Consider the following 19,409-nt stretch of genomic DNA (forward strand, 5'->3'; position numbering starts at 1 on the left):
GTTGGGACTATCTAGAAAAGTAGGCGTATATAGTCAGCCGATCAACGAGCACCGCGGCCTGGAGGACGACATGGCCATCCCAGACCTCACGCCGCACCCTGTCGCGGCGAAGTACGCCGTCCTTGTGGATGTTGGATATCTCTATGCCGCCGCAGGGGAAGTACTGCTCGGCGCCAAGGAGCGCAAGGAATACCGGGTTGGCGCCGATGAGCTCATCCAATCGCTACAGAAGCATGCAGAACAACGCATTTCCGGCGAGCTGCTGCGGATCTATTGGTATGACGCAGCTCGTGACCGCGTGCCCACCGTGGACCAGCGAGTCATCGCCCAGCTCCCCTGGGTGAAAGTCCGGCTTGGCAACCTCAACGCGCGTGGCCAGCAGAAGGGCGTGGACGCCCAGATCAGGAGCGATCTCGAGGCGCTGGCCAGGCACCACGCGGTGACCGACACGATTCTGCTGGCGGGCGATGAGGACATGGTGCCCGCCGTGGAGGCGGCACAGGCCTACGGCGTGCGGATCCACCTGTGGGGCGTCGAACCGCCCTACGGCACCAACCAGGCCGAGCGCCTGGTGTGGGAGTCCGACACCGTGGAGGTTCTTTCCGCTGAGTTCCTGAGGCCGTTTTTCAGTCGTGCCCCGCAGCCGGTGACGGTCGTGCCGCCGGTGACGGCGCCTTCGCCCGCCCAGGTGTTCGCAGGGCGCACCGCCGTGCCGAAGCCGCACGTCAAGCCGGGTCAGGTGGCCAAGCTGGGCCCCTCGCGCCCCCGGGTCGAGGACGTCGGCGAGCACGTGGCGCAGAAGTGGATACTCACCCGCGGCCGCGACAACATCAGGGACCTGCTGCCCGGCCCGATCCTGCCCACGGTCATCGACACCGAGCTGCTGATCGAGGCGGAGAAGGAGCTCGGGCACTCGCTGCGGCCCTACCCCGAGGCGAGGGTCTGGCTGCGCGACGGGTTCTGGGCGCGCGTCTACCGTGAGTTCGACCTGGGGGTGGGGGTCTCCTCCAAGTAAGGGGTGGCGAACTCCTTCGCGAAGCGGTCCTCGCCGAGCGCCGCCACCACGGCGTCGGTGATCCTGTCGACGTCGCCGCGTTCGGCGGGCGGCAGCGGCGCGCCCAGCGACCGCCTGATCCCGTCGGCCGCGCCCAGCAGGCGGGCCGCCTCGACGGCGCGGCCCGCCGCGGCGTGCGCTCCCGCCAGACCCTCGTAGGCGAGCGCGACCGCCCGGGGGCCTCCCGACTCGCGCGCCTCCTCCAGTCCCTCGAGGTGCAGCGCGAGCGCGGCCTCGGCGTCGCCGCGCAGCTCGGCGACGAAGCCGAGCTCGGCCAGGATCAGGGCCGAGGCGATGGCCGCGCTCATCTCGCGGTCCCACTCCAGCCAGGTGCGCAGGAGCGCCTCAGCGGCGTCCAGCCTGCCCTGGCGGCGGGCGCTGAGTGCCAGGCCGAGCGAGGCGTACTCCTCGCCGATCGTGTAGCCCTGCTCGCGCGCCAGTCGCGCGGCCTTGCCGTGCAGCTCGTCGGCCTGGGCGAAGTCGCCTTCGAGCAGCGCGATCCTGCCCAGCTCCGACAGCTTGTCGGCCACCTCGCTGTGCAGGCCCAGCTCCTCTGCCATGCGCAGGCCCTCGCGGTGCAGCCTGGCCGCGCTCTCGTAGTCGCCCGCGATCTCGGCGTGCGCACCGAGGCCGAGCGTGGCGTGCAGCTGACCCCACCGGTCGCCCAGCGTGGTGAACAGCGCCATGCTCTGCGCGCCGTACTCGTGGAGGGTGGTGAGGTCGCCGCGCAGCAGCGCCTGCCTGGAGCGGGTGCTGAGCGCGGCGGCGGTGCCCCACTCGTCGCCCAGGGCGCGGAACAGCTCCAGGACGCGTTCGGCCTGCTCCTCGCCGGCATGCGCGTCGCCGATGCCGAGCCTGGCCAGCGAGAGGAACCATTCCGCCCTGGCCCGGCTCGCCAGGCCGTCGAGGTCGGCGGGCCTGGTGGCGGGGTCGGCGTGGTCGGGCACCTCGCCCATGCGCAGGGCGAAGGCGGCCAGCCAGGTCGCGGCCGTGCCCGCGTCGTCCTCGTGGCCGCCTGCCGCGAGGGCGGCGACGAGCGCTCTGCGGCCCTCGCCGAGGCGTCCGCGTAGCACCCAGTACCAGGCCAGCGCGTTGACCAGGCGCAGCGCGCCGCCGTGCCTGAGCGCAACGCCGAGGGCGGCGCGCAGGTTGGCGCTCTCGGCGTCCAGCCTGGCCAGCCACTCGCGCTGCTCGGGCCCCCGCAGGTACGGCTCGGCCGAGACGGCCAGCTCGGTGTAGTGGCGCAGGTGCCGCCGTTCGACCTCCTCCAGCTCGCCGGCCTCCGCCAGGCGCTCGCGGCAGTAGGCGGCGACCGACTCGAGCAGCTGGTAGCGCGGCTCGCCCCCGGTCGAGACCGTCACGAGGGAGTGGTCGACCAGGCCCGCCATCAGGTCCATGACGTCGAGCCCCTCGTCGCCGCAGACCGCCTCCGCCGCGCGCAGCGTGCACCCGCCCGCGTGGACGGCGAGCCTGCGCAGCACCGCGCGCTCGTCGTCGCCGAGCAGCTCCCAGCTCCAGTCGATGACCGCGCGCAGCGTGCGCTGCCTGGCGGGCGCGTCGCTCGCTCCAGCGGCGAGCACCCTGAACCCGTCGAGCGTGCCCTGCGACGAGCCGTCCTCGGGCGGGCGCGGAGGGTCCTGGTGAAGGGCGCCGAGGCGCGCGGCGAGCTCGTTGACGCCGAGCGCGCGGACCCTGGTGGCGGCCAGCTCCAGCGCCAGCGGGATGCCGTCGAGCCGCGCGCAGATCGCCGCGACCGTCGCCTCGTTGCCCATGTCGACCGCGAAGCCCGGCGCGCGGGCCGTGGCCCGCGCCTCGAACAGCCGCAGCGCGCTCGGCGCCGCCAGCGGGGGCACCTGCCACAGCCGCTCGCCCGCGACCCCGAGCGGCCGCCTGCTCGTCGCCATGATCCGCAGCTCGGGTACGGCCCGCAGCAGCGCGCCGGCCAGCTCGGCCACGGGGGCGAGCACGTGCTCGCAGTTGTCGAGGACGAGCAGCGCCCGCTTGCCGCGCATCGTCTCGGCCAGGCTGAGCGCGCCGCTCTCGTCGCGGATGTCCAGCACGGCCGCCACGGCCTCCGTGACCTCCTCCGTCGAGCACTCCGAGTCACCGAGACGGGAGGGCAGCGCGCCCAGCTCCACCAGCCAGGCGCCGTCGGGGAAGGAGGGGACCAGCCGCCTGGCCGCCTCCAGCGCGAGGCTGGTCTTGCCCACCCCTCCAGGCCCCGTGAGCGTGGCCAGGCGGCCCGCGTCGAGCAGCGCGGTCACCTCGCCGATCGCCTCCGCGCGGCCGATCAGCTCGCCCATCGGGGCGGGCAGGTTACCGGGGGGAGGCCCCGCGGGGGCCGCATCCAGCGAGGGTTCCTGCCTCAGCATCGCCTCGTGGAGCGCGACCAGCTCCCTGCCAGGATCGACGCCCAGCTCGTCGGCCAGGCGCTCACGCAGGTCGCGGAAGCCGTCCAGGGCCTCGTTCTGGCGTCCCGACCGGTAGAGGGCCAGCAGGTGGGCGGCGCGCAGGCCCTCGCGCAGAGGGTGCCTGGCCACCAGGTCGCCCAGCTCGCCCGCCAGCACGGCGTGCTCGCCCAGCTCCAGCCTCGCCTCGGCCTGCTCCTCCATCGCCGTCAGGCGCAGTTCGTCCAGGCGAGCGATCTCGGCCGCGGCGAACTCCTCGTCGGCGAACTCGATCAGCGCGGGGCCCCGCCACAGCGCGAGCGCGTCGCCCAGCAGGTCGGCGCGGGCGCGGGGGGTGCCCGCCGTACGGGCGGCCGCGATGAGCGCCTGGAAGCGGCCGACGTCGAGCGCGTCGGGAGGGACCTCCAGCACGTAGCCGGGAGCGCGAGAGACCACCAGCCGCCGCGCGCCCTCCTCGGCGTCCTCCAGCGCCCTGCGCAGCTGCGACACCCTCGTCTGGAGCGAGGCCGCGGGGTTCGTGGGCAGGCTGCCGCCCCACAGGTGGTCGATCAGCCTGTCGGCCGGCACCACCCGCCCCGCCTGCACGATCAGCTCCGCCAGCAGCCCCCGCACCTTGACCTCGGGGATCCGCACAGGCCTGCCCTCTGACGTCCATACGGCCAGCGGACCGAGCACCCCGAATCGCATGGCGCAAACAGTATCCAAAGCGGATCCGAAGAGTTTCTGGAGTCCTGCCCTGCACGGTGTGGACATGCGACTCGCGTTCATCATCGGCGGCGGCGCCGACGGCCTGGCAGTGGCCGAATGGCTGTCCTGCCTCGCCTGCCCCCGCGGCTTCGAGGTCGATCTGCTCGATCTCCAGGCCGCAGGGCTGCCCGAGGTGTGCTCGCACGAGGTGCCGACTCCGCCGGCCGTCCAGGACCTGGTGCCCTGGCTGGCGGCGGCGGACGCCTTCGTGGTGGTGATCCCCGAGTGCTTCCCCATGTCGCTCGCCGACTGGTGCGCTCCGCAGTGGCGGGCCAGGCCCGCGGCCTTCGCCGGCAGGCAGGACGCCACGGAGGCCGCCGGCCCACTGCGGCCCTTCTTCGCGACGACCGTCGCGGAGGTCATCAGGTACGGCCGGCCCCGCTCGGCCGACCGCGTGCTGTCCCTTCTGAGAAGAGAGAACTGATCATGACTGTGCACCCCCGCGCGGGAGCCAGGGAGTGGCTCGGCCTGGCCGTCCTGCTCCTGCCCACCGTCCTGTTGTTCCTGGCGATGACCGTGCTGTTCCTCGCCACCCCGCACATCGCCGCCGACCTGCGGCCGAGCGGCGCCCAGCTGCTGTGGATCAATGACATCTACGGGTTCATGATGGCCGGTCTGCTGGTGGCCATGGGCACCGTCGGCGACAGGATCGGGCGGCGCAAGGTGCTGCTGTTCGGCGCCGCCGCCTTCGGGGTCGCCTCCGTGGCCGCGGCGTTCGCGCCCGGCGCCGACCTGTTGATCGTCGCCCGAGCGGTGATGGGTGTGGGCGCGGCCGCGGTCATGCCGTCCACGCTGTCACTGATCAGCAACATGTTCCGCGACGACCGCCAGCGGGCCAGCGCGATCGGCATGTGGGCGGCCTCCATCTCGGTCGGCGTGGCCGTCGGTCCGCTGGTCGGCGGCCTGCTGCTGGAGACGTTCTGGTGGGGCGCCGCGCTGCTGGCAGGCGTGCCCGTCATGGCGGTCGTGCTGGTCGCGGCGCCCGCGCTGGTGCCCGAGTACCGGGCGCCCCAGGCGGGAGGCGCCGACGTGCTGAGCGTGCTGCTGTCGATGGCGACGCTGCTGCCCGTCGTCTACGGCGTCAAGGAGCTGGCCAAGAGCGGCCTGTCGGTGGTCGCCGTGGGAGCGATCGTCGCGGGCCTGGTGCTCGGCACGCTGTTCGTCCGCCGCCAGCTGCGTCTGGAGCACCCGCTGCTGGACGTGAGACTGTTCGCCAACCGCACCTTCAGCGGCGCGCTCGGCGTCTTCCTGCTCTCGGCGATCGCGCTGGGCGGCGTCTACCTGCTGTTCACGCAGTACCTCCAGCTCGTGGCCGGTCTGTCGCCGCTGGAGTCGGGGCTGTGGATCCTGCCCGCCGCGCTCATGCTCGTCGCGGTCTCCACGTTCTCGCCGGCTCTGGCCCGCAGGGTGAGGCCCGCCTATGTGGTGGCTGCGGGAACGGCGCTGTCGGTGGCGGGCTACGTGGTGCTGACCCAGGTCGGCAGCGTGTCGGGGCTGCCCCTGCTGCTGACCGGCTTCTACATCCTCTACCCGGGCATCGCCCCGACGATGGCGCTGACCACGAACCTGGTGATCGCCTCCGCGCCGCAGGAGAAGGCCGGCGCCGCGTCCGCGGTGAACACCACGGCCAGCGACCTGGGCGTCTCGCTCGGCATCGCCCTGCTCGGCACGATCGGGACCGTCGTCTACAGGGGCGCCATGCCCACCGGCTCGGCGGACACGCTCGCGGGAGAGCTCGCGCTCGCCGAGGGCCTGCCCGCGGCGCAGGCCGAGGTCGTGATCGCGGCGGCGCGGTCGGCCTTCACCGACGGGCTGAACGTGGCGGCGGGCGTGGCGGCGGTGCTGGCGGCGGTGGCGGCGCTGGTGGCCGTGACGCTGCTGCGGCGCGTGCCGCCGTCGGGGACTCCCGCTCCGTCGGCTCCCGAGAGGGAGGAGGCGCTGAGCGCCGCATGAGACCACCCCAGCCGGAGCCGGAGGACACGGTCGCGCACCCCGCGCGCCGGGCTCCGGCTGGGGTCTTTTCACCCCGCTCGCCACGGATCCCCTTCCTTCCCGAGACCCCAGCCGAAGCCGCCGGCCGGGGTCTCTCGGCGTGACCCGCCCGAAGACCCTTCGGACTCTGAGACCCGTCGGACGGCACCCCCTCCCGCCCCAGGAGATCAGGTCGTCTGGCGGCGGGAGGCCCGTAGATTGCGAGAGGGCGCGACCGAAGTCTGGGGCTCTCGGAGGGGGCGGGTCGGGTCAGGTGGGGTTGAGGAGGGATTCGGCGATGGCGGTGCGGGCGTACAGGACGTAGCGCCCCGTCCTGTGGGCGCTGCACAGGCCCGCCCTCCTGAGCGCCGTCAGGTGCTGGTTGGCCCCGGGCTCCGACAGCCCCGCGCGCAGCGCGAGGTCCTTGGTCGAGGCGGGCTGGTCGAGCTCGGCCAGCAGCCGGGCGCGGGTCGCGCCGAGCACCGCGGCCAGCGCCTCGGGCGGGTCCTTGCGCTCGCGCTCCCACAGGGTGGCGATGCCGCGCGGCGGGTAGCGGAGCGTGGGCTGGAAGGGCGGCACCGTGATCGAGAAGATCCGCGGCCAGGCGAAGACCGACGGCACCAGGAGCAGGCCCCTGCCGTCCAGCGGGCGCACGCCGTCGCAGAAGCGATGGGCCAGGCGCAGCCGCTCGCCCTGCCAGCTGACGTTGGCGTCGAGGTCGGCGAGCATCCGGTGCACGCCGCCCTCGGCCAGCATGCGGGCCCGGTAGAGCAGGTCGCCCTCCATGAGCGTGCGGATGCGCGGCCAGTACGGCTCGATCGCGACCGCCCAGTACGCCCTGATCTGCGCGGCCAGCCGTTCGAGCCCCGCCGAGGGATCGTCGTAGAGGGCGCGCAATTCCGGCGTACGGGCGCCGCCCCACGCGTCGAGCTCGGCGCGTACGTCGGCGGCGTGGGAGAGCATGCCCGACAGCTCCAGCTCCAGGTCGGGCAGCGACGTGGTCGGCGGAGGGGCGATGAAGCAGACCAGCGAGATCGTCGGCATCGGGACCAGGTCGGACAGCAGCCGCCATTCGACCCCCTCCAGCCGCTTGCGCACCTGTTCGGCCCACGGCCGGTTGACGCCCACAGGCTCCTTGATCACCCGGACGCTGGCCACGACCTCCCACAGCGGGGAGATCGCGAAGCGCGTGTTGGCGATGTCCTGGACGGTGAAGGTCAGTTCGATTAGCTCTCTCCTTAATCCATCGCCATTATGACGCGGCGGCGGCATCTTTCCAGGCATGGACCCTGACTTCAGGCGGCTGTACGTCGCCGCGTTCGGCAGCCAGTTCGGCACACAGCTGTCCCATGTGGCGCTCCCCCTGCTCGCGGTCACCGCGCTGAACGCGGGTCCTGGGGAGGTGGGCCTGCTCAGCTCGCTGGCGACGCTGACCGTGCTGGTGGTGGGACTGCCCGCCGGAGTCTGGGTCGACAGGGTGCGGCGGCGCCCGGTCATGGTCGCGATGGACGTGCTGAGGGCGCTGGCGATGGTGTCGGTGACGGCGGCCTGGTGGCTGGACGCGCTGACGATGCCGCAGCTGTACCTGGTCGCGATCGTCTCGGGCGTCGGCACGCTCTTCTTCGACGTGGCCTCGCACAGCCTGGTCCCCTCGCTGGTGGGCAGGGATCGGCTGACCGCGGCCAACTCCCTGCTCGTCGGGACGACCTCGGCGATGTACGTGTCGGGCCGCAGCGTGTCGGGCGTGCTGACCCAGGTGTTCGGCGCGCCGCTGGTGCTGCTGCTCGACGCCGTCACGTACACGTGGTCGGCGCTGTGGCTGCGCGGGATCCGGTCGGTCGAGAGCCCGCCTGCCGTACGGGAGCCGATCGGACGGCAGTTGCGCGAAGGGCTGCGGTTCCTGTTCGGCAACAGGGTGTTGGTGGCCATCGCCGCGCAGGGCGCGATGGCCAACCTCGGCTTTCCGCTGGCCACCGTGCTGCTGCCGGTGCTGCTGGTGCGGGAGCTGGCCTTCCCCGAGTGGGTGTTCGGCGCCTACCTGGCCGCGAGCGGGGTGGGGGCGCTGGTGGGTTCCGCCTGCGCGCACCTGATGGCCAGGTGGCTGGGTCAGGGCGGCGCGGTGTGGCTGCTCAGTCTGGCGACGGCGCCCTTCGGGCTGCTGGTGCCGCTGCTCGACCACGGGATCTGGATCTGGCTGTCGGCGGCGGGCTTCTTCGTCGTGTCCGTGCGCACGGGCGTGAACAACGTGCTGCTGGTCAGCTTCAGGCAGCAGCTCACACCCGACACCATGCTGGGCAGGATGACCTCGATCATGCAGGTGATCCTCATGGGGGCGGTGGGCCTGGGCGGCCTGCTGGCGGCGGGCGTCGGCGAGCTCTGGGGGGTGCGCGCGACGCTGTGGGCAGGCGGGATCGTGATCGCCATGTCGTGGCTGCCACTGGCCACGGTGAGGTCCGAAATCCGCCAGTTGGGACTTCCTGCCAGGCGATAGCGTCATGGCATGGAAACGTTGGATTTCGACGCCTGCTACCGCGCGGTGTCCGCGCGCGACGCCAGGTTCGACGGGCGCTTCTACACGGCGGTGAAGACGACGCGCATCTACTGCAGGCCTATCTGTCCCGCCCGCACTCCCTCCTCGCGCAACGTGCGCTTCTACCGGCACGCCGCCTCCGCCGAGGCGGCGGGGTTCAGGCCGTGCAAGCGGTGCCGTCCCGAGCTGTCACCCGGCGACCCCGGCTGGGACGTCAGGGGCGACCTGGTGGGCAGGGCGCTGCGGCTGATCGACGACGGCGCCGCCGACGAGCGCGGCGTGGCGGGGCTGGCGGCCAGGCTGCACATCACCGAGCGCCACCTGCACAGGCTGTTCGTCGCCGAACTCGGCGTCGGGCCGCTGGCGGTGGCCAGGACCAAGCGGCTGCTGCTGGCCAAGCAGCTGCTGACCGAGACGGCGCTGCCGGTGACCGACGTGGCGTTCGCCGCGGGGTTCGGCAGCGTGCGGCAGTTCAACGCGGCCATGCAGGCGACCTACGGCTTCACGCCCTCGGAGATGCGCGCCACCGCGCACCGCCCTGGGGTGCCCGCCGCGCTCAGGCTCAGGCTGAACTGGCGGGAGCCGTACGACGTGGAGGGGCTGTTCGCCTTCCTCGCCGCGCGCGCGATCCCCGGCCTGGAGAGTGTGGACGGCGGGTCGTACGTGCGGGTGATCCCCGGCGGGACGATCACGCTGACGCCTGGCCGTGGACACGTCGTGCTGGAGGCCTCCCTCGACGACACCCGCCAGCTGGCCAGGGTCGTGGCGCGCTGCCGCAGGCTGCTGGACCTCGACGCCGATCCGGCCGCCATCAGCGAGGCGCTCGGTTCGACGTCGCTGGCGCCGCTGGTGGCGGCGCGTCCGGGGCTGCGGGTGCCCGGCGCCTTCGACGGCTTCGAGCTGGCCGTGCGCGCGATCGTCGGGCAGCAGATCTCGGTCGCGGGCGCCAGGACGCTCCTGGGCAGGATCGTGGCCAGGGCGGGCAGGTTCCCCACCGCCGAGGAGATGGCGGAGATGGACCTGTCGGCGCTCGGTCTGACCACCAGGCGGGTGGCCACGCTGCGGGACCTGGCGGGCCGCGTCGCCTCGGGTGAGATCGACCTCGACGGCGGGCAGGACCCCGCCGACGCGGTCGCCGCCCTGCTCAGGGTGCCCGGCATCGGCCCGTGGACCGCCGGATACATCTCGCTGCGCGCGCTGCGCGATCCCGACGCCTGGCCGTCAGGCGACCTCGTCCTGGTCAAACGCATGGACGCGCTCGGCATCCCTCAGGACCACCTCGAGCGGTGGCGCCCATGGCGCGCCTACGCCGCCCTTCACCTCTGGAGCTCCTCGTGATCGACGCTCAGATCCTCCCGACCCCGATCGGCCCGCTGTCCCTGCTCGCCCGCGAGGGCGTGATCGTGGCCGCGGGCTTCACCCCCGACCCCTCCCAGATGTTCGTACGGCTCTCGCCCCAGCTGCAGGCCCTCGGCCTCGACGTCGTGGAGGATCTCGGCGCCCCCGCCGAGGCCGTCCGCGCCTACCTGGCGGGCGACCTCGACGCCCTCGACGAGGTGCCGGTCGAGCAGCCGGGCTCCCCCACCCGCAGGCGGCTGCACCAGGCGCTGCGCGAGGTCAAGGCCGGGACCACGGTGTCGTACGCGGAGCTGGCCGAGCGGGCGGGGATGCCGAGGACCGCGGCCAGGGCGGCAGGGTCGGCCTGCGCGCAGAACCTGATCGCGCCGTTCGTGCCCTGCCACCGGGTGCTGCCGAGCACCGGCGGGTTCGGCGGCTACTACTACGGGGTTCCCGTCAAGGAGTGGCTGCTCGGGCACGAAGCGTCCTGACGGCTACCAGTCGCCGCCCTCGTCGTCGCCCTCGAAGATGTCCTCGACGACCTCGCCGAGGACCAGCCCTCCGACGACGCCGGCCGCGCCCGCGGCGACGGCGGCTCCCATGCCGGAGCCGCCGTGGTGCCCTCGGTGGTCGTCATGGCCGTAGTGGCCCTGGGGGGGCGGCGTGGCCGAAGCCGGAGGTGAGCCGGCCCAGCCAGCGGTCGATCTCCGTGACCCAGTCGGTGCGCAGGGCCTCCTCGTGGGTGACGTGGAAGCGGCCGATGGCGTCCCCCGAGCGGCCTCCCGCCTCCAGCACGATCTCCAGGCCGCCCTGGTCGGCGACGAAGGTGAGCTCGACCTCGCCGCCCCGCCCGTAGAACTCGATCTCCTGGTAGAACGGCAGCTCCTGGCGCACGCCGTGGATCCCGCCCACCTCCAGATCGGCCGACTTGAACTGGAATCCGAGCTGCGGGAAGGCCTCGAGGACGCGCAGCTGCGAGGGCAGCGGCTCGACCGAGACGGGGTCGAGGTCCCCCTTGTCGACGGCCTTGGCGATGGCCAGCTCGGTGCGCACGCCCACGGCCATGCCGGTCAGCCGCTGGCCGCCGACCTCGCTGACCGGGGTCTCCCACGGCACGCCGAAGCTGAAGGCGACGACCTTGTCCTCGCCCTTGCGCAGGGAGAAGGGGCCGCTGACCTGCACGCGGAAGAACTCGCCCAGCCCGCCGCTCTCTCCCTCCGAGTGCTCGATCTCGACCCTGGCGACCAGGCCGAGCGTGATGTGCTCGATGTCGGCGTCGAAGTCGCCGCCCTTGAGCCGCACCTCACCGGCCAGCGAACCTCCGGGCTGGATCCTCGGGGTGGCGAGGACGGTGTCCACGGTGGGCGCGCCCACACCCAAGGCACCCAGCATCCGCTTGAAGACCACGGCTTGTTCTCCCTGTCGAGTCGATTGAGTCAGCCTCCCGGCTGAACGATCAATGCTAGGGGCGGGTTCCTGACCTGGAGAGCAAACCGCCACCCCGGATCGCGACGTAGGCTGGCGCACGGACCTGGGGGCTGGCCATGGACCTCCCGGCGGCCTCGGGCGCTGAAACGGAGATACTCGTTGACCATCTATCCGGCCAGGTCGCTGGTCATCCTCACCGGGCTGCCGGGAGCGGGCAAGACGACCCTGCTGCGCCGCCTGTACGACCTGGACGGGACCGAGAGCGCGCCGGTCACCGTGGGCGCGGTGACGGTGATCGACTCGCAGCAGTCACGCAGCCGGTGGGCGGGCAGGCCGCGGTGGGCGCCGAAACCGGTGCGCACGGGCCTGGTGTTCGCCACCCACGTGTGGCGCATCAGGAGCGGGGTGCGCGCGGGCGGCCCGGTGATCGCGCACAACCGCGGATGCGGGCCTTTCGTGCTGCGCGCGTTCGCGTGGCTGGCCCGCCGTCACGGCGCGCAGCTGCACCTGCTGCTGCTGGACGCGCCGCCCGAGGTCGCCCTCGCAGGGCAGTACGCCAGGGGCAGGGTCGCCGCGCCGACCACCTTCACCCGCCACCAGCGTCACTGGCGCGCGCTGCTCGAACGGGTGCGCGCGGGTGACCCGACGCCCGCCACCAGCGCCCGCGTGCTGGACCGCGAGGACGCCGACCGGCTGGAGGTCATCCACTTCGCCGATCACCGCGGGCTGGCGGTCCCCGGCGGCTGACGACCGCCGGCCGCGGTCAGCGCGTCGGGCTCCTCGTCGCGTAGCAGCAGCAGGTCGAGCTTGGCGTGGAGAGCGGCCAGGTCCTGCTTGACGGCCATGAGCTCGGCCTGGGTCTGGGTCTCAGCGGGCGAGGGTTCCGAGTCGTTCATGGCGTTGACCACGACCGCGATGAAGAGGTTCAGCGCGACGAAGGTCGACATCAGGATGTAGGCGATGAAGAAGAGCCAGGCCCACGGCTTCTCGCTCATCACCTCCTGCGCCACGTTGCCCCAGTCGTCACCAGTCATGATCTGGAACAGCGTGAACAGCGAGCGGGGCAGCTCGTCGAAGCGCTCGGGCACGATCTCGCCGAAGAGCTTGGTGGCGATCACCGCGGCGATGTAGATCATGAGCACCAGCAGGCCGATGATGGAGGCCATCCCCGGCACCGCGGCGAGCAGCGCGTTGACGACGCGCCGCATGCTCGGCACCGCCGAAACCAGGCGCAGCGCCCGCAGGATGCGCAGCGCCCTCAGCACCGAGGTGGGGCCCGAGGCCGGCACCAGGGCGATCGCCACGATGACGGCGTCGAACCAGTTCCACGGATCCTTGAAGAACGCCCCTCGGTAGGCGTACAGGCGGGCGGCGATCTCGACGGCGAAGACCGTGAGCGCGATCCTGTCGACCGCGTGCAAGAACCCGCCCATCCGCTCCATCAGGTAGGAGCTGGTCTCGCATCCGATGGTGACGGCGTTGACCACGATGACGAAGATGATCACCCGCTGGACGAGCCGGGTCTCGATGATCGAACGAACGCGCTCTTGCCGCGACAAGCGAACCGCTCCCGAGTGATGAGAGAGACCGAACGATGATCATCGTAGCGATCGGGAGCATTCGGTCAGGCTCAGGCGCCCCAGGCGTTCAGTGCGACATAGGCCGCGCGCCACTCCTCGCGGTAGGCCTTGTGGATGCGCTCGGGCATGCGGCCGAGGATGAATGAGACCCGCTCCTCGCTCGCCTCGTCCAGCACCCACGGCAGGTAGCGCTGCGCGTCTGGGCCGATGCGCTTGCCGTGCTCCTGTCCGAAGCGCTGCCACTCCTCCTCGGTGACGCTCAGGTCGATGACCGCGAGCGCCTCACGCTCCTCGTGCCTCAGGTGCCCGCCCAGCACGGTGGCCAGGCTGTCGGCCAGGCCGCCGAGCCGTTCGTGGCCGGTGTCCGGGTCGGCCAGCGCCTCGTCGAAGGAGGCGAGCAGAGGGTCGATGAGGGCGTGCTCGGCTTCCATGGCCGCCAGCAGCGCCAGTTCGTCAGGCCGTCCCGCGAGGGTCCGCTCCATCACCGGCCACAGCATGTCGTCCTCGGTGGTGTGGTGCACCCGCAGGTACCCCTTGAACATCTCCCAGCCCAGTGCCGCGCCGAGCAGGCGCCTCGGGTCGTCGTCGAGGCGGGCGGTGAGCTTGGCCACGCGCTCCACGTCGCGCCTGAGCGCGTCGTGCACCGCGAACATCATCGTCATGTCGAGTCGGTAGGTCATGGAAGGACCATAAATCTCACCTTCCCAACTGTCAATGTTCCAACTATCAACATGCTGATACGATCGAGCCGTGAACCTGTCCGACCTCGTCCAGCTCTCGCTCGGCAACCTGATGCGCCAGGCGTTCACCCTGTTCACGGGCGACTCCCGCTCGCGCGACTTCGTCGCGCTCGACGTCCTCGCCGACCAGGACGGCCTCTCGCAGCAGGACCTGTCCGAGCGGCTCGGCCTCAACAGGACGCTCATGGTGCGGCTCATCGACAGGCTCGAGGAGGCCGGCCACGTCACGAGAGCCCGCAACCCCCTCAACCGCCGCTCCTACGTGCTGAGCCTGACCGACAGCGGCCGCAGGGCGCTCGGCGAGATGCGCGAGGCGGCCTCGGCCCACGACGCCCAGGTCACCGCCGTGCTGACACCGGCCGAACGGCGAAGGCTCAACGAGCTGCTCGGCACGCTCCTGCCCGAGCCCTCACCGCTCCAGAGCACCGAGCACCTCGTCGCGCAGGCGCACTACCGGCTGCGCAGGCTCGGCGACGCGCAGCTGGCCGGCACGGGGCTGCGCACACGGCACTTCGGCCCACTGGCCGGGCTCGACGCGCTGGCGCCCTGCCCGCAGCAGCAGCTGGCCCAGCACCTCAGGATCACCGAGCCGGCCGCGGCCGAGGTGGTCGAGGAGCTGGCCCAGGCCGGTCTCGTGGTCAGGGGGAGGGACCCGCACGACCGCCGCCGCTACGCCCTGGAGCTCACCGACCTCGGCAGGCAGCGCCTGGAGGTGGCCCGTGACGCGCAGATCACCATCCAGGCCCGGATCCGCGACCTGCTCGGCGGCCCCGAGCCCGAACAGGAGCTGCGCGAGCTGCTGAGGAAGCTCGTCGGGTGAGCGTCATGGCCGCCTGACCGTGCTCTGCACCTCGCCCACCGGCACGTCACGGGTGGCGCCCACCTCCACAGGGTCGTAGGCGAACGGCACGACGTCGTCCTCCACCTCGACGGGCCAGACGGTGGTGACCGTCAGCACGTACACCTCGCGCGGCTGGTCGATCGAGGCGCGCAGGTACCGCACGCCGCAGGTGAACTCCCCGCCCCGCTGGTACGGCCGGCCCGCCGCCCCGCACTCCTCACGCACCTCGGCCCTGTCGGACGAGGTGCCCGCGTCGATCTTGATGTCCTCCAGCGACGCGGTGACGGTCGCGCTCATGATGCCGGGAATGGAGGCGGTGACCGAGCGCGTGGTCTCCCCCACACCCTCGAGCCACACCCAGGTCGGCAGGTTGACATAGCTCTTGACGTCGGGGTTCAGCTTCACCTTCGGCTCGGGCACGGTCAGCGCGGCCCGGGCGATCTCCACCAGCTCGGCCAGCGTGATGCCGGCCGGCGGCGTCGTGCCCGGCGGCACCCACACGAACTGGTCGAGCCCGCCCCAGCAGGCCCTGCCTCTCGCGTCGGCCTCGTTGTAGGCGGGCGTCCACCAGCGGCCCGGCTTGCCGATCTTGTCCTTGAACTGCTTGAGGAAGGCCTGGAACTGCTCCTCCGTGCCGTTGGGGTTCATCCTGAACCAGTAGGCCCTGACCTCCTCCTGGGTCCTGAGCATCTGGGAGGCGTCGGGGCCAGGCTCGTACCAGCAGGGGCGTTTGAGCTGGTAGCCGTCCGCCTTGCCGCCCTTGGCGCCGTTGCCGGTGATCACGATCTTGGAGTTCTCGAGGCGGACGCCCGCCGTACGGCCGTCCTGGAAGCCGTCGCCGCGCGGGCCTCCTGGATCGAGCAGCAGCAGACCCGCGGCGGCGACCGAGAGCAGGCGGTTCATCTGGCGCACCCTTCCTTGCCGTGCCTGAAGTCCCTGACCCGCCACACCCCGTCGTCGCCCCTGCTCAGGACCATGGCCTGCAGGTAGGCCGCGCGGGTCCACGCGGGCTGGTCCGGTACGGCGACGCCGCCCCTGCCCGACAGCAGGCGCATGCGGGTCTCGTCCACGCAGGCGTTGACCTCGGCGCCGCCGTCCATGATCGCCGTGACGTTCATCGCGAAGACCCTCGCGGTGCCGCGCACCGACCTGTCCTCGAAGCTGAGCACCCAGTCCGTCGCCTCGCGCCCGCCGGGGTCGTCCACCCTCGACAGGTAGGACTCGTCGCCGGTGACGACGGCCCGCCACATGCCCGCGTAGATGTCGGTGAACGCCTTCAGCAGCTCGGCGTGACGCGGATCGGTGACCACGGGCCTTTCCACCAGCACCTTCGTCTTCGGGCCCACCGCGATGGACTCCGTCGCGGCAGGGCCGGCGACCGCCGTCGGAGCGGCCTTCGCCTGGCCGGGGGTGAAGGGCCGATCGGCGCCGGCGGTCGTGCAACCCGCCCCGAGCAGGGCGGCGACCACCGGTGCGATCAGCCCTCGCATGCGGATCACGCTAGGGCTTCCCGTCTTTCGTGAGCCATGGAGATGCGGCTTTCGGTATGAGTCACGCTGACGACTCCCTGACCACGTGGATGCGCCACGAGGGCAGCAGTTCGTCGATGAGCGCCTCGGTCTCGGGGGCCATGCCTTCGCCGTAGGGGTGCGAGGAGGACCTGCGCGTCAGGCCCTCGACGACGGCGCGCAGCCGTACCTGGTCGCCGGTGGCGTGGGTGGCGCGCAGCAGGTCGCGCCAGAGGCCCTCGTCGTCGGCGGCCAGCAGCAGCCCCGCCCGTACGGCGGCCACCGCGGCGTCCGCCTCGCCGTGCGCCAGCCTGATCTCGCAGAGCCGGTGGGCGGCGTCGGCGACGGCCGCCGCCACGTCGTACTCCAGCTCGTCGGCGGCCAGCCACGCGTACCTGCCGCGCGGCCTGCCCGCCAGCAGCGGCCCCCTGACCAGGCCGAGCGCCTTCTCCAGCAGGACGGCTCTCGCGCTCTCGTCGCCGTGCGAGCGGCGCACCAGCTCGCGGAAGAGCGTCCAGTCGGTGCGGACCTCCGGGCCGAGCCTGAGCCGTCCTGCCTCGTCGGTGCGCAGGTGCTCCTCTCCGAGCCAGCGCGCGACCCGCGCGATCGTCGCGTCGCGCACCAGCGCCTGCACACCGCGCGGCCACAGCACGCCGCCGAGCACGACGGGGTGGACGCCGCCCTGATGCGTGGCCAGATACACCAGCAGCTCGGTGGCCAGCTCCATGCGCCCCTCCTCCATCGCCTCGGGGCCGACGACCTCGATCGGGCCGAGCAGCCTGATCTCGACGGCGGGCGGGTGGAGCTCCTCCAGGGGCTCGGGCTCGGGCATGGCCTCGCCTTCGTGGCGCTCCGCCGTACCGAACAGGTCGAGCAGGGCCTGGTAGTGGCGGCGGGGCAGCAGCTGCGCGGTCACCTCGAAGCCCAGCTCGGGGATGCGCGCGCGGCCCTCCTCGGTGATCTCCATCGTCCAGGTGGCGTGCGGCACCTCCCCCGTGACCACGAACCCCGCGGTGTCCCTGCGGGCCAGCAGCGCCAGCCTGCGCGCCTCCTCCTGGGTGGGGGCGACCGCGCTGAGCAGGTAGTGGGCCCGGCGCGACTGCCCGTTGACCCGCCCTGTGAGCACCTCCTGGCGAGGCGCGGCGCCCTCCTCCAGCTCCGGCAGGACCTCCGACAGGCTGCCCACGGACCTCACCCGCTCGGGTGCGATGGAGGTCAGCTCCTCGCCGAAGCCGACCAGCGTGACGCGCATCTCGTCGGACCACCTGTTGGTGGCCAGCTCGACGGCCAGCGCGGCCAGGGCGGCGGTGGTGTGCGGGCCGCGGATGTTGATCAGCCCGTGGGCCGCCTCCAGGTCGACGAGGACGCGGCCGCCGCCGTCGGTGCCCAGCGAGACCAGCCCCGGGTACGGCGCGCCGCCCGTCTGCTCCTGCAGGAGCCTGCCCTCGTGCGCGGCCAGCCGCCAGACCTGGCCGCCGTCCTGCGCCTCCCACGGCTCCGGCGCGTCGGGGCTCGGCGGGTGGATCCACAGGTCGAGGGTCCTGGGCGACAGGTGGGCGGCGTAGACGGTGGGCGGCACCCTGTCCTGGGCGGCCAGCGCGGAGCCGAGCAGGCGCAGCCCGGCGTCGAGCATGCGGGCCCCTGGGGCGTCGGCTCCGAGGCGGAGCGCCACCTCGGCGAGGGCGGCGTCGTCGCGGGGACGGGACAGGCGATGCCCGAAGGCGCGGTGCCAGAGCTGGCGACGCCGCCTGGCGCCGAGGGCGACCAGCAGCCCGGCGGCGGCCAGCGAGGCGCCTCCCAGGTAGTCGACCAGATCCAACCCCGGACTCTGCTCGGCCTGCCGCTCCTCCTCGGCCCGCTCGGCCTGCAGGTCCGCCTCGGCCGCCTCAGTGCGCGCATCCTCCCGAGCCTGCCGGTCCGCCTCGGTGCGCGCATCCCCCTGCGCGTGCCGATCTTCCTGGCCCTGTTCGTCCTCGCGCGCCCGCTCTGCCGCGGCCTTGGCCGCCGCTGCCTTCTCGGCTGCCTCTGCCTCCTTGGCCGCCTTCGCCTGCTCGGCTTGCTCTGCCTTCTCCGCCCGCTCTACCTCGGCCCGCTCGGCCCGCTCGGCCCGCTGGACCTTTTCGGCACGGTCGGCTTCGGCGCGCTCGGCCTTTTCGGCACGGTCGGTTCGGTCGGCCTGCCCGGTCGGGTTGGGTCGCTCGGTGGTGGTTGCGCCTGTCTCGCCGTGACCCGCCTCCCCCGAGCGCGCCTCGTCCTCCGACACCCTCTCGGGCGGTCCAGGATGCTCCTCGAGCGTCTTCTCCCTGGGCTGTCCCGCCGGGACGATGTGCACGTTGATCGCGTCATCCGGCATGTCGAGCACCCAGCCCGGCCTGATCAGGTCGGCCATGCGCAGGCGGGCGCCGTCCGGCTGCTCCTTGTACTGGTTCAACCGGAAGATCTCCGGATATCTCCGCCCATCACCGAGGCACTTCTCCGCGATCTCCCACAGGCTCTCGTGATGCCTGCCGTGCGGAGGCTGCACGGTGTAGACCTTCTTCGCCTTGTAGACCGTCGCCTCCTCCACGACGACCGGCGCCGCATAGGCCACGGCGGTCATCGGGGGACGCGCGGGCGGCGCGGACAACCCGGCGATCGGCACGGCCACCGCCCCCGCCGTGAACAGCAGCAACACCGCCGACACCAGCCGGTTGGCCAGCGCCTGGGTCGCTCCTGACAACGGCACGCGGGCGGGCATGCCCACCCTGCGGATTCCGCCGTACACCTCGACGATCACACACACGAACAGCTGCAGCCAGGCCAGCCAGACCAGCAGCACCATGATCGCCACGACGGTGCTCGTGCCGACGTTGCTGGTCAGAATGTCGATGTCGAGCAGCTCGGGCGAGATCGGCGGTCCCGCCAGCGTCAGCAGCGCGAAGGGCACCCCACCGACGAGCGCCACCAGCACGACGAGCGCTCCCAGGCCGGCGAGGATGTCACCGGGCGTACGCCTGGCCGGGATCCGCACCGGAACCGCACCGGGCCGCCTCCCGCCCCGCCCGCTCCCTCCGGTGCCGCCCCCGCGCACCGCGTTCCCCGGCTTCGCCGGACCGGGTGACGAAGGCTCTGTGGCGCTCGCGCGGCTCTCCGGCCGGCCTGCCGGAAGGCCGGTGTTCCACGGGGCGGTGCTGTACGGGCGCTGGGGCGTGACCTGGTCTGCCGTACCCGCTGGTCGACGGGCAGGGTCGTCCGCGCGCGCGGGCTCTCGGGTCGGCATCGCCT

At 72.5% G+C, this 19,409-nt stretch carries 17 protein-coding genes; 8 read left to right on the plus strand and 9 right to left on the minus strand.

All coding sequences use genetic code 11. The features are described 5' to 3' along the window. Positions 1-7: 7 nt before the first annotated feature. Positions 8-220: a hypothetical protein gene (locus ABFX55_RS30130; protein WP_246453665.1), complete on the minus strand. Its 213-nt coding sequence runs from the start codon at positions 218-220 to the stop codon at positions 8-10. Between ABFX55_RS30130 and ABFX55_RS30135 the strand changes: the two genes are divergently transcribed. Further along, positions 125-1,015 (plus strand): NYN domain-containing protein, encoded by an 891-nt coding sequence (locus ABFX55_RS30135; protein WP_312896010.1) that lies wholly within the window; start codon positions 125-127, stop codon positions 1,013-1,015. The two genes, ABFX55_RS30130 and ABFX55_RS30135, sit on opposite strands and share 96 nt — an antisense overlap. Here ABFX55_RS30135 and ABFX55_RS30140 read toward each other — a convergent pair. After that, the gene (locus ABFX55_RS30140; protein WP_346126113.1) at positions 973-4,149 is read right to left on the minus strand and encodes an ATP-binding protein; all 3,177 of its coding nucleotides are present in this window, start codon (positions 4,147-4,149) and stop codon (positions 973-975) included. The two genes, ABFX55_RS30135 and ABFX55_RS30140, sit on opposite strands and share 43 nt — an antisense overlap. 64 nt (positions 4,150-4,213) lie before the next feature. On the opposite strand from ABFX55_RS30140, the gene ABFX55_RS30145 reads away from it, so the two are divergent. Then, positions 4,214-4,633, plus strand: a complete 420-nt coding sequence (locus tag ABFX55_RS30145) for an NADPH-dependent FMN reductase (RefSeq protein ID WP_346126114.1) — start codon at positions 4,214-4,216, stop codon at positions 4,631-4,633. A 2-nt stretch (positions 4,634-4,635) separates the two neighbouring features. Next, positions 4,636-6,162 (plus strand): MFS transporter, encoded by a 1,527-nt coding sequence (locus ABFX55_RS30150; protein ID WP_346126115.1) that lies wholly within the window; start codon positions 4,636-4,638, stop codon positions 6,160-6,162. Between the two features lie 288 nt (positions 6,163-6,450). On the opposite strand, the gene ABFX55_RS30155 is transcribed toward ABFX55_RS30150, so the two are convergent. Then, positions 6,451-7,464 (minus strand): ArsR/SmtB family transcription factor, encoded by a 1,014-nt coding sequence (locus ABFX55_RS30155; protein WP_346126116.1) that lies wholly within the window; start codon positions 7,462-7,464, stop codon positions 6,451-6,453. Between ABFX55_RS30155 and ABFX55_RS30160 the strand changes: the two genes are divergently transcribed. The 3 genes from ABFX55_RS30160 to ABFX55_RS30170 are packed head-to-tail and all read left to right on the plus strand — an operon-like array spanning position 7,463 to position 10,539. Further along, entirely contained in the window at positions 7,463-8,671 is a 1,209-nt protein-coding gene (locus ABFX55_RS30160) for an MFS transporter (protein WP_346126117.1), read from the plus strand. The genes ABFX55_RS30155 and ABFX55_RS30160 overlap by 2 nt on opposite strands. 9 nt (positions 8,672-8,680) lie before the next feature. Further along, positions 8,681-10,048, plus strand: coding sequence for a DNA-3-methyladenine glycosylase 2 family protein (locus ABFX55_RS30165; RefSeq protein ID WP_183650287.1), 1,368 nt, complete (start codon positions 8,681-8,683; stop codon positions 10,046-10,048). After that, on the plus strand, positions 10,045-10,539 hold the full coding sequence (locus ABFX55_RS30170; RefSeq protein ID WP_346126118.1) for a methylated-DNA--[protein]-cysteine S-methyltransferase: 495 nt from the start codon (positions 10,045-10,047) through the stop codon (positions 10,537-10,539). Before ABFX55_RS30165 ends, ABFX55_RS30170 begins: the two co-directional genes overlap by 4 nt. 142 nt (positions 10,540-10,681) lie before the next feature. Here the strand turns inward: ABFX55_RS30170 and ABFX55_RS30175 are convergent, their stop codons facing one another. Then, positions 10,682-11,455 (minus strand): sporulation protein, encoded by a 774-nt coding sequence (locus ABFX55_RS30175; RefSeq protein WP_346126119.1) that lies wholly within the window; start codon positions 11,453-11,455, stop codon positions 10,682-10,684. 180 nt (positions 11,456-11,635) lie between these two features. Here ABFX55_RS30175 and ABFX55_RS30180 point away from each other — a divergent pair, with 180 nt between their 5' ends. After that, positions 11,636-12,223: an AAA family ATPase gene (locus ABFX55_RS30180; protein ID WP_346126120.1), complete on the plus strand. Its 588-nt coding sequence runs from the start codon at positions 11,636-11,638 to the stop codon at positions 12,221-12,223. Here ABFX55_RS30180 and ABFX55_RS30185 read toward each other — a convergent pair. Both ABFX55_RS30185 and ABFX55_RS30190 read right to left on the minus strand, forming a co-directional pair. Beyond that, the gene (locus ABFX55_RS30185; RefSeq protein ID WP_346126121.1) at positions 12,193-13,035 is read right to left on the minus strand and encodes an ion transporter; all 843 of its coding nucleotides are present in this window, start codon (positions 13,033-13,035) and stop codon (positions 12,193-12,195) included. The genes ABFX55_RS30180 and ABFX55_RS30185 overlap by 31 nt on opposite strands. Positions 13,036-13,106: 71 nt before the next feature. Then, complete coding sequence (locus ABFX55_RS30190; RefSeq protein ID WP_346126122.1) at positions 13,107-13,736, minus strand: hemerythrin domain-containing protein; 630 nt, start codon at positions 13,734-13,736, stop codon at positions 13,107-13,109. Between the two features lie 70 nt (positions 13,737-13,806). On the opposite strand from ABFX55_RS30190, the gene ABFX55_RS30195 reads away from it, so the two are divergent. Next, the gene (locus ABFX55_RS30195; RefSeq protein WP_346126123.1) at positions 13,807-14,616 is read left to right on the plus strand and encodes a MarR family winged helix-turn-helix transcriptional regulator; all 810 of its coding nucleotides are present in this window, start codon (positions 13,807-13,809) and stop codon (positions 14,614-14,616) included. Positions 14,617-14,619: 3 nt separating this feature from the next. Here the strand turns inward: ABFX55_RS30195 and ABFX55_RS30200 are convergent, their stop codons facing one another. The 3 genes from ABFX55_RS30200 to ABFX55_RS30210 form a co-directional block, all read right to left on the minus strand. Then, a complete protein-coding gene (locus ABFX55_RS30200) occupies positions 14,620-15,540 on the minus strand; it encodes a hypothetical protein (protein WP_346126124.1) in 921 nt (306 codons plus the stop codon). Continuing rightward, a complete protein-coding gene (locus tag ABFX55_RS30205; RefSeq protein WP_346126125.1) occupies positions 15,537-16,127 on the minus strand; it encodes a hypothetical protein in 591 nt (196 codons plus the stop codon). Before ABFX55_RS30205 ends, ABFX55_RS30200 begins: the two co-directional genes overlap by 4 nt. A gap of 61 nt (positions 16,128-16,188) precedes the next feature. Next, entirely contained in the window at positions 16,189-19,155 is a 2,967-nt protein-coding gene (locus tag ABFX55_RS30210; protein WP_346126126.1) for a hypothetical protein, read from the minus strand. Between the last annotated feature and the right edge of the window lie 254 nt (positions 19,156-19,409).

It is taken from the genome of Nonomuraea roseola (genome assembly GCF_039535395.1).
GTDB classification, from domain to species: Bacteria; Actinomycetota; Actinomycetes; order Streptosporangiales; family Streptosporangiaceae; genus Nonomuraea; species Nonomuraea roseola.

What these genes read in the sequence shown, in the direction of transcription:
- ABFX55_RS30145 (WP_346126114.1), top strand. Translation starts at nt 4,214, where the DNA reads ATGCGACTCGCGTTCATCATCGGCGGCGGCGCCGACGGCCTGGCAGTG.
- ABFX55_RS30160 (WP_346126117.1), top strand. Translation starts at nt 7,463, where the DNA reads ATGGACCCTGACTTCAGGCGGCTGTACGTCGCCGCGTTCGGCAGCCAG.
- ABFX55_RS30140 (WP_346126113.1), bottom strand. Translation starts at nt 4,149, where the DNA reads ATGCGATTCGGGGTGCTCGGTCCGCTGGCCGTATGGACGTCAGAGGGC.
- ABFX55_RS30165 (WP_183650287.1), top strand. Translation starts at nt 8,681, where the DNA reads ATGGAAACGTTGGATTTCGACGCCTGCTACCGCGCGGTGTCCGCGCGC.
- ABFX55_RS30155 (WP_346126116.1), bottom strand. Translation starts at nt 7,464, where the DNA reads ATGCCTGGAAAGATGCCGCCGCCGCGTCATAATGGCGATGGATTAAGG.
- ABFX55_RS30150 (WP_346126115.1), top strand. Translation starts at nt 4,636, where the DNA reads ATGACTGTGCACCCCCGCGCGGGAGCCAGGGAGTGGCTCGGCCTGGCC.
- ABFX55_RS30190 (WP_346126122.1), bottom strand. Translation starts at nt 13,736, where the DNA reads ATGACCTACCGACTCGACATGACGATGATGTTCGCGGTGCACGACGCG.
- ABFX55_RS30200 (WP_346126124.1), bottom strand. Translation starts at nt 15,540, where the DNA reads ATGAACCGCCTGCTCTCGGTCGCCGCCGCGGGTCTGCTGCTGCTCGAT.
- ABFX55_RS30205 (WP_346126125.1), bottom strand. Translation starts at nt 16,127, where the DNA reads ATGCGAGGGCTGATCGCACCGGTGGTCGCCGCCCTGCTCGGGGCGGGT.